Source organism: Methanoculleus sp. UBA413 (genome assembly GCF_002502935.1).
GTDB classification, from domain to species: Archaea; Halobacteriota; Methanomicrobia; order Methanomicrobiales; family Methanoculleaceae; genus Methanoculleus; species Methanoculleus bourgensis.
This window is the reverse complement of the sequence record NZ_DAQR01000134.1, coordinates 1-8,497: the sequence shown is the minus strand read 5'-3', so window position 1 is coordinate 8,497 and position 8,497 is coordinate 1. Positions and strand designations below refer to the sequence as shown.

The window sequence follows — 8,497 nt, the reverse complement described above, 5'->3', positions numbered from 1 at the left end:
CTGAGTGCTCTGGTCGATCGGAACGGTCTCCCTCTTGTCTGCACAGTTGCACCGGCAAATGTCCATGATTCTCGGCTCTATGATCCAACCCTCGATGCATTTCAGATTCCCGTGGCGCAGGATCGTCCCACGATCCTCTCCGCAGATGCAGCCTACGATACACGGGAAATCCGTCAATACAACCGGAACCGGGGAATCAAGACCAATATCCCAGTCAACAAGAGATCCCGGAAACAGCCAAAACGAGGGAGACCGATCCGGTTCGATCCGGAACTCTACAAGAAGCGCAGTACCATTGAACGGTTCTTTAGTTGAATTGAGGCGTTTAAGAAGATTGTTCCACGTTACGAGCGGTATGAGCACTCATTCCTGGGGCCGATTCACCTGGCGTGTGTTGTCATGATCGGGAGAATATTGGGATGACCTCCCCGACACATGAGGAGTTTGGGGTCGAAGTTCTGGTTGATCCGGGGTATTTCGGGCTAGTCTGCGGATGATCCCCCTGCTGCACAGGGATATTTTCCAAGGATGCTCTACAGATTTCTTCCGACCGGACGCTTCGCCGGCGATCTCAACGGAACAGTAAGACAGAGAACGTATGCCGTGTTCGCTGGTTTGGAATACGGTGACGTGAGTCCCCGAAAAAAATTGGTCCGGGTTGGTGCCCGGTAGTTGAGCGGTTATGCCGTGAGAACGGCATATGTTTTCCCGATGATACCAGAATCCTTGCTAATCAGTTGGATGATGTAGGTCTGTCCGATATGCTTCGGATTCGGCACATACATTCCGGTCTGCTTATAACTTCCAGAGTCGTCCTTTCCAAACGCTGCGACAAATCCTTCGTCAAGTTCCGTTGCACTAACGGTGTGGCTTGTCCCGGGGGTAAAGGAAGACGTGCTGTAGCGTTTACCAACTTTATAGTAGCTGCGATCACCGTCACTGACACAGACGTCGAAATCCACGTTCTTGCCGGGAGTGACACCAAGGCATGTTATGGTAAGACCATCGTCCACACTCAGATCGGCCTTAAAGGTAACTGTCGGCGTAACGTCCTTTGTTGTACTCAGCCCTCCCGAAAAGGAAGAGACCAGTGCTGCAATGATGATGGTGACGACAAGCATCAACATGACGCCGATGACCGGCGATACCGCTGCATCCCGTGATGACTCTTTTCTTGCGTTCATTATTATGCCTCCTTCACCGCAACGGTTTTCATAAACATAGTCTGACCCGATGGGGTATAGACAATTGTCACGGAAACACGGTCACCGGGAGTTACGGAAATACTTCCAAAACCATCGCCGTACGTGCACATTCTTCCGAAACTCCAGTTTGTATCTTCGGCTGTTGCATAGAAACTCCCTGTAGGTTTACCGTTAGTGAATTGAACACCCTTTGTTTCTAAAAACGCAATAAGATCCAGATCATTAATCTTCTGTCTAGACCCTACTTTAAGGACATTGTCTGTCATCGGGTCCGGTTCTGTAGTAGATACTCCTCCATCGTCTCCAAATATGCTCATCCACTGATCTAGGGTTATTACACCAAGGAAATCACCCTTACCGAGTGAATTTAGATTCTCTAAACCTTCAGGAGGAGGCGCTAGTCCCTCAAGACCGCCTTTAAATGCAGCCCCAGAGGCACTCATCCTAGAACCGGCTTTCAAGGTGTAATTTCCAAACCACTGTTTTGAATTGTTGTCATTTGCTGCTTGTGTTGATTTAATATTGGCATCTCCAACACTATTGCTATCATGGAAGCCTTTTACCTCGCTCCATTCTACAATGTTAAAACCAAACGGTACTGTTGATGCCCCTGGCACCAGTTTCCGCGTTTGTCCGGCATTTGAAAGAACAATCGTGATGTCTTTGGAGGAAATGTCCTGGGAAGTCGACTGTACTACCAGTTCAATACTCTCATTAGTCATGCTGACATCAAAGCTTGCTGAAGGGGTGGGTTCCTGCGAGGTCATAATTCCGCCCGCAAACGTGCTCACCACAGCTGCAATAATGATCGTCACCACAAGCATCAGCATAACGCCGATGACGGGCGAGACCGCATCATCTCTTTCTTTCATGTCTGTTCTGCGCTTCATGCGTTCATACCTCTGTATCCCCCAAGTAGAGCTCAGGAGACCACGCAATGGAATCAGTTCACCATGTATATAAGTTAACCGAATTGTATTTACATTATATAAATATTAAATGAATTAAGTTTACGTTTTCGGAGGGCTGGGTTGACTGAGTATGTGGCCTCCCCCGCTTCATGCGCGCGCGGGCCCCGCGCCTGGAAGATCTCCCGCGGATGCGGCCGGACGCGGCGGTGATGAGGTTGCCGGGCCATCGTCGCGCTCCTGGACAATAGCACCTGATTATCACCATGCGCCCCAGGGCTACTGGTCCATTGCATCTAATATTTCCATGCGACATCGCCTCACCCTTCGCGGCTTCGCGTGAGGCCATAGTGCCCATTCCAGCACGTGCCAAAAATCTCTAAATAAGATGACACGATGCAATAGTCTATCGCGGTACCGGGGTTAGTATAGCACATATGACCTCACAAAACGTAATCAGATTTCCCGGAACTCCTTCATCCACCAGATATGGGCCGTCTTTGAAGTTCCCGGAATACAGAACCCGGTCTCCGTCTGCACAAGCCTCTCGCGGACAAATGACGTAACAATCTCGCGCTGCCAACCGTCGCGGACATACAGGCGCCGGCAGTAATCGGCGACAGCCTCCTCCACGGTCGGATAGCGCTGTCCCTTCTCCACGTGCTCGACCATGATATTCGGATAAATCCCAAGCTGACAGAGAGAGTTCCAGAGAAGATCCGCCGTCGGCTCGAAGGCAAACTCACTCCCATGAAGTTCCGGCCAGAGGAGAACGTTCGCCCGGGTCCATGCAGGCGGCGTCAGGAACCAGAAGAGATGTACCGCGTGCTTCGCCGCCGAGTTAATCTTTTTGAGGGAAGGACCGATATCATCAAGCCCGAGGGAGAATGAAGCGACGACAACATCATGCCTCCCCACCTCCCCGGGGTCCGCATCCTCCCATCGGGAAGGAATCACGCGGATCCCCGGAGCACCGGACGCCTCCCGGTACTCCTTCATCGCAGCCCGCATCCCGGCGGAGGGCTCCACAACCGTAACGTCGCAGCCCGCGAGAGCGAGAGGGACCGCAAGAGACCCGGGGCCGGCTCCGATGTCGAGCACCGTGGAGCCTGCAGGGATCTGCATCGCCGCAAGCTGCCCTCCGATGCGCGACCGGTCGCCGGTCATCAGCCGGTCCACAAAACGGCGGATGTTTCTGGGGTCTTCCCAGAAACTCCTGCCATCATTCCAGATCTCTTTCTGGCAGTTGGCCCTCTCGTGCTGCTCATTCCAGAGAGCGATGTAGTCAACCGCCATTGCTGCTATCCCTCACCGACGGCGCCCCGCACCAATGATGGCCGCAGCAGCGGCGAGACCTGCAAGAACACCGAAGAGCGGGGCCGGGGACTGTGCCGGCGTGGGTGACGACGCGGATGCCGTGCCGGGTTTTGCATACACCATCAGGTCGCCCAGTTCCGCATCTGTCAGGTCGTACCTGAAGAAGAGCGAGTAGAACTCCTTGACGCGGTCGTCGATGGTGTAGTCGAAGACATCCGGATACATCAGGTTGCCAAGCCAGATCATCGACAACAACCGCTGAACCGACGGCGGGCCGCCCATCCAGTTGTACGGACCGTAGGGTGCCTCGTAGACATTACCCTCCTTGACCGCGGAGAGTGACTGCCACATTGGCTTTGTCATGATCTCGTTATAGTAGGCGTGCCCATCGGTGTATCCCACGATGATATAGTCGGGGTCCATCTGGAGGATATCCTCCATAGTGTACCCGTCGCCCGTCCCGCTGCTGGACGCTGCAGGTTTTGCGAGGTTGTTTGCGAGATAATCGATAACTTCGGCATGATATGACCCGCTTCCTACCATAGATACGGAGTTGCCGTCAATGGCGGTCACGTAGATCAGGGACTTTTTATTGTCGCCGACTTTCTTCATGCCTGAATCAAACTCGGCAAGAAGCGCGGAGACGTAGTCGGAGAGCTCCTGGCCGCGTTCCGGACGGGAGAGCAGTTCGCCGAGTTTCACATACGAACCGGGAATGTCTTCGAGTTTGTTCTGGGTGATAAACGCAAACGGAACATTGGTCTTTGCCTGGATATCATCAAGATCCGCTTTCATGGTCTTCTTTGCCTCACCGATATCCAGAACCACATCGATGTTGAGCTGCCTGTTCAGTTCCATGATCGACTCCGGATTCATGGTCGAAGCCTTGGAGCCGTAGAACTGGCCGGTGACCGGCAGCGTCAGAAGCCGGGGATCGATATACGTTGCCTGGGCATCGGTGAACTCGCTGGAGACACTCACGAAGAGATCCTGATCGAGCGAGTAGAGCACAATCTGCGCCAGCGGGCCGGACGGCGAGACCGCGTCGATCGTAACCGGCAGGGTGATCTCCCGGCCGACATCATCGACAAACGTCCGGTTCTCCTCAACGACAGCGCCGCCGCAGAACGCGACGGTGCTGACGGAGAGGAGAGCAAGAATCATGAGAATTTTTACACCTTTCTCCATACACGCACCTCCCAAAGGCGGGAACTCACAGATACGGTTTGGGTGCGGCAATATAAAATACAATACCTTATTATTACAGATAAGTTGACCATGTAAAGTTAACAGAACACTTACCGGTGCTTCCCGACCCCGCCGTTGATCGGAACACAGAGCTTGTGGCGGCGTGAGCCGTACCGGTAATCCTCAACATTTACATCCACGCCATAGACCACCTTGATCAGTTTTGCATCCAGGACATTCTCCGGCGTTCCGTCGGCGATCACCTTTCCGCCGTAGATCATCAGCGTCCGGTTCGCGTACAGGAATGCATGATCCGGGTTGTGGGTCGAGAGAATAATGATGTAGCCGTCCCTTGCGAGATCCGATATCCGGCACATCACCCGGAACTGGTTGCCGTAGTCCAGGTTTGCCGTCGGCTCATCCATGATCAGAATCTTTGCCTTCTGTACAAGCGCCCGGGCAATCAGGGTAAGTTGCCGCTCGCCGCCGCTGATCTCACCGTATCCTGCATTCCGGAGGTGAGCGATGCCAAGGCTCTCCATCGCCGCGTATGCTTCATCGATGTGGTCCTGGTTCGGCGCCGCAAGCAGATTCAGTTGATTGGTCAGCCCCATCAGGACCACGTCCAGCACCGTGTAGTTGAAGACCGGATACGTGGACTGGGGGATGTAGGCGACATGCTTTGCAATCTCCCTGTGATCGAGGGATTTGATCTCCAGACCATTCAGCCGGATGCTCCCCTCGTAGTCTCGCAAAAACCCGAGAATGCACCGGAACATCGTACTCTTCCCGACACCGTTCGGCCCGAGCACGGCGAGAAGGTCACCTTTCTTCACCGAAAACGAGATATCATCCAGTACCAGACGGCCACGTTTACTGTAGGCAAATGAGAGATGGGAAACTTCCAGGCTCATGATTCTCTTCCTCGCAGTATCAACAGGTAGGCAAAGATCGGCGCTCCGACAAACGCGGTGAGAATACCGAGCGGTACCTCGGTGCTTGCAATCGTCCGGGCGAAGTCGTCCACCAGCAGGAGAAACCCGCCGCCCATAAGTACTGCCGCAGGAATGATTCTCCGGTAGTCGTAGCCGAAGACCATCCGGCAGAAGTGCGGAATGACAAGGCCGACCCAGCCGATGATGCCGGAGATGGAGACCGAGACCGCCGTGATGAGCGTCGCACAGACGATCACGACCAGCCGGAGCAGGTTGGTGTTGATCCCCATGCTCTTTGCCTCATCCTCACCGAGGGTGAGGACGTTCATCCTCCAGCGGAGCAGGAAGAGGGGGATGATGCCGATGATGATCACCACGCCCGCAAAATACACATCCTCCATGGTCGCGCCGGCGAGGCTGCCCATCAGCCAGTAGGTGATGGCCGGCAGCTGATCGTTGGTATCGGCGACGAGTTTGATGTAGGAGATGGATGCGGAGAAGAGGCTGCCGACGAGAATACCGGCAAGGACCATGCTGAGAATGGCGTTTCCCCTCACCAGGCGGCTGACCGCATACGCAGTCCCGACCGCAACAAGACCTCCGACGAATGCGAAGATCGTAATCGCCCCCGTCCCGAGATAAAGGTAGATGGCAAGAGCTGCGCCAAGACCGGCACCGGCGGATGCCCCGAGGATATCGGGAGAGACAAGAGGATTCTGAAACATTCCCTGGTATGCGGCGCCGGCTGTCGAGAGGGCGGCCCCGACAAGAAATGCCACAAGAATTCTTGGCAGACGGATGTTATAGACAACGCTGTACATCGCATCATCCCAGATCTCAGGCACAGGAAAGACCGGCGAGAGGAGAAGAAGAACCACTTCGTGGATGCTCATCGAGAACCGGCCGACAACAAACGAGGCGACGGCGCAGAAAACAACGGCAAGTATCAGAAGAAGAAACCGGAACCGGTAGTTGGGCAGGTCCCGGTCTGAGACGGAAGGGGTTATTACTGCGTCGATACCGGCTCCTGAAACTGCGCCGTCTGCCGGATGTTCCCGGTCTGACGCGGAAGGGGTTGTTACTGCATCTGCCATGTAGGTATACTGATTTTCGCCCCGAGGTTAATTAATATTCTTAAATACTCAAATTTGTTAATCATATGATGTTGATGGATTGGACTACCCGAGTCAGAATAGAGATATGGTATTCATCATGAATTCGCAGCCTCGCGGTGCCCCTGCCGCTATCGATGCCTCGCTGGGGAGCGACGTGAGAGGTGCAACTTGCGATGTTTGGACAGCAGAAGTTTGAACACACCCTGACCGTGCTTGGCGATCGAAGGTTGCACCATTGCCGATGCAGAAAACTTCGCCACGCGGGAGGAGCCAGAAAGGGAGTCCCGGGACAACCTCTATACAATTCCGGCAGACGGGTTGTATCTCACATTGAAATGGCAGGGTTAGCCCTGTCATGATCTTAAAACCTAAAATCTATCTCCCAGGGATATCGGCTATTTTCCTGTCTCTTCCCTTCACCACGCTTACCGACAGCCTTTAAGACCGTCTTGATGTTGTCAGCTCTGGTCTTTGACCTTCCTTTGACGATGCTCTTCAGTTTCGTTTTTGGTATCATCTTTCCCTGTGGATTCTTCCCATGTGCATCGTTATGGTGGGAACCACAGAGGACTATGAGATTGCTGTACGCATCAGTACCGCCTTCCTCAAGCTATTTTATATGATGTACTTCATGGGGTGGATGATTACATCCAGGATACTCACACTTCCCAACAATGTTCTTGATCTTCATCTTTTGCGTCTGGGTTAACCTGGATTTATTTGACTCTCTCGGTTTCTCTTGCCCATTTTCCGGCCTGTTACCAAATACAGATCCAGGAATAATCACTGGAGGTATATCAATATCAAAAGGATTCTTACGCCCTGCCATAACTAACCGCCCTGGGACTAAACCACCCAACTTGTATAAGCATGGCGAAAAAACACACTTAACAATTGCCTTTTGTTAACCATCTATGATCTCAACGATCAGGAAAAATAGTAACATGAAAATATATTCTCGTCCCGCTATGCCTGTGCCCTGCCAGGGGGTTTATAGGGGTTATGCAGATTGCCAAAGCCTCTTGATCTCGACTTGACATGGGAAACCATCTGGATGTGCCACCCGATCCCCAGACAGAAAACGGATCATAACCACTCACGTTACAGAAGAGACTATCAGAAAACACTTACACAATAAGATATCAGAAGAGTTCTTCAATGGAAAGGAAGGTAATAGCAGCGAACCGGGCTTCCCGAGGGCTCTCGCACCTCAGTACAACTCGGTACGTGAGAGGGCTTAACTTCTGGGTTCGGAATGGGTCCAGGTGTTTCCCCTCTGCTATGGCCGCTATTACCAGACATCCGAGATCGGATGGAAGCCAAGGCCCGGATTTGAACCGGGGTGTAGTTGATCTGCAGTCAACCGCGTGGCCGCTCCGCCACCTTGGCAAGCCGTGTTACCTCTATGTATTAGTCACCCGGTACATATAAGGGTTTCCACCCTTACCCGGGACGGGCATGAGGTATCTTTGGTGCGCAACTCTGGATTTCGTCTGAGTTCAGCGGAAGGCATCGGACGTTAGTACCTGCGGACTGAACATGTCGTTGCCTTCATGCTTACATCCCAGGCCTATCAAACGGGTCTTTTACCCATGTCCTCAGCGGAGTCTCTTTTCGGGTCAGGTTTCAAGCTTAGATGCTTTCAGCTTTTACCCCTTGCCGCGTAGCTGCTCGGCACTGCCCTGTCGGACAACCGATCGACCAGAGGCGACGACGGAAAGTTCCTCTCGTACTATTTCCATCTTACCTTCAGACTCCTTACACTCCAGATAGATAGTAACCGACCTATCTCACGACGGTCTAAACCCAGCTCACGATCCCCTTTAATA

Annotated in this window: 7 protein-coding genes, 1 tRNA gene and 2 rRNA genes; 1 reads left to right on the top strand and 9 read right to left on the bottom strand. The window is 53.1% G+C overall.

From position 1 onward, the window contains the following. The gene (locus BP858_RS12380; RefSeq protein WP_394339386.1) at positions 1 to 315 is read left to right on the top strand and encodes a transposase; all 315 of its coding nucleotides are present in this window, start codon (positions 1 to 3) and stop codon (positions 313 to 315) included. 365 nt (positions 316 to 680) lie between these two features. Here BP858_RS12380 and BP858_RS11475 read toward each other — a convergent pair whose 3' ends face one another. The 9 genes from BP858_RS11475 to BP858_RS11435 form a co-directional block, all read right to left on the bottom strand. Beyond that, positions 681 to 1,184 (bottom strand): type IV pilin, encoded by a 504-nt coding sequence (locus BP858_RS11475; protein ID WP_062262020.1) that lies wholly within the window; start codon positions 1,182 to 1,184, stop codon positions 681 to 683. 2 nt (positions 1,185 to 1,186) lie between these two features. Further along, positions 1,187 to 2,095, bottom strand: coding sequence for a type IV pilin (locus BP858_RS11470; RefSeq protein ID WP_074175082.1), 909 nt, complete (start codon positions 2,093 to 2,095; stop codon positions 1,187 to 1,189). 474 nt (positions 2,096 to 2,569) lie between these two features. Then, the gene (locus tag BP858_RS11465) at positions 2,570 to 3,409 is read right to left on the bottom strand and encodes a class I SAM-dependent methyltransferase (RefSeq protein WP_062262011.1); all 840 of its coding nucleotides are present in this window, start codon (positions 3,407 to 3,409) and stop codon (positions 2,570 to 2,572) included. Between the two features lie 12 nt (positions 3,410 to 3,421). Then, positions 3,422 to 4,618 (bottom strand): ABC transporter substrate-binding protein, encoded by a 1,197-nt coding sequence (locus BP858_RS11460; protein ID WP_286879534.1) that lies wholly within the window; start codon positions 4,616 to 4,618, stop codon positions 3,422 to 3,424. 110 nt (positions 4,619 to 4,728) lie between these two features. Continuing rightward, positions 4,729 to 5,532 carry an ABC transporter ATP-binding protein gene (locus tag BP858_RS11455; protein ID WP_074175080.1) on the bottom strand — a complete coding sequence of 268 codons (804 nt, stop codon included), beginning with the start codon at positions 5,530 to 5,532 and terminating at the stop codon, positions 4,729 to 4,731. Further along, entirely contained in the window at positions 5,529 to 6,647 is a 1,119-nt protein-coding gene (locus BP858_RS11450; RefSeq protein WP_286879532.1) for a FecCD family ABC transporter permease, read from the bottom strand. The genes BP858_RS11455 and BP858_RS11450 overlap by 4 nt, the downstream gene beginning before the upstream one ends. 1,192 nt (positions 6,648 to 7,839) lie before the next feature. Then, a 5S ribosomal RNA gene (gene rrf / locus BP858_RS11445) occupies positions 7,840 to 7,961 on the bottom strand. Positions 7,962 to 7,985: 24 nt separating this feature from the next. Next, a tRNA-Cys gene (locus BP858_RS11440) sits at positions 7,986 to 8,057 on the bottom strand. Between the two features lie 111 nt (positions 8,058 to 8,168). Beyond that, positions 8,169 to 8,497: ribosomal RNA gene (locus BP858_RS11435) — 23S ribosomal RNA — on the bottom strand; the annotation flags it as partial.

Excerpts from the sequence above, each read along its gene's own strand:
- BP858_RS11465 (WP_062262011.1), bottom strand. The coding sequence starts at position 3,409 with ATGGCGGTTGACTACATCGCTCTCTGGAATGAGCAGCACGAGAGGGCC.
- BP858_RS11450 (WP_286879532.1), bottom strand. The coding sequence starts at position 6,647 with ATGGCAGATGCAGTAACAACCCCTTCCGCGTCAGACCGGGAACATCCG.
- BP858_RS11470 (WP_074175082.1), bottom strand. The coding sequence starts at position 2,095 with ATGAAGCGCAGAACAGACATGAAAGAAAGAGATGATGCGGTCTCGCCC.
- BP858_RS11460 (WP_286879534.1), bottom strand. The coding sequence starts at position 4,618 with ATGGAGAAAGGTGTAAAAATTCTCATGATTCTTGCTCTCCTCTCCGTC.
- BP858_RS11475 (WP_062262020.1), bottom strand. The coding sequence starts at position 1,184 with ATGAACGCAAGAAAAGAGTCATCACGGGATGCAGCGGTATCGCCGGTC.
- BP858_RS11455 (WP_074175080.1), bottom strand. The coding sequence starts at position 5,532 with ATGAGCCTGGAAGTTTCCCATCTCTCATTTGCCTACAGTAAACGTGGC.